General features: G+C 59.1%; 1 pseudogene. It reads left to right on the forward strand.

Annotated elements, in window-relative coordinates:
* Positions 1-225: pseudogene (locus GSQ93_RS37845) on the forward strand (IS3 family transposase); the annotation flags it as partial.

Raw genomic sequence — 225 nt, forward strand, 5'->3', positions numbered from 1 at the left:
CCGTGCCAATGGCGTTTATCCTGAACAGATCCGCGAATGGCGTGAAGCCTGCGAGAGGGCTAACGTGCCGCTCGTAGCGAAACTGAGCGTGTCCGAACGCGCTCAGGCTAAGCTTTCAGCCAAGCGTATCCGCGAACTGGAACGTCAGCTCAAGCGCAGTGAAGCGGCCCGTGCGGAGGCCTCTGCGTTGGCGACGATGTTAAAAAAAGCCAATGCGATCTGGGG

The sequence above is a fragment of the Burkholderia sp. S171 genome (assembly GCF_009766085.1).
Lineage (GTDB): Bacteria > Pseudomonadota > Gammaproteobacteria > Burkholderiales > Burkholderiaceae > Caballeronia.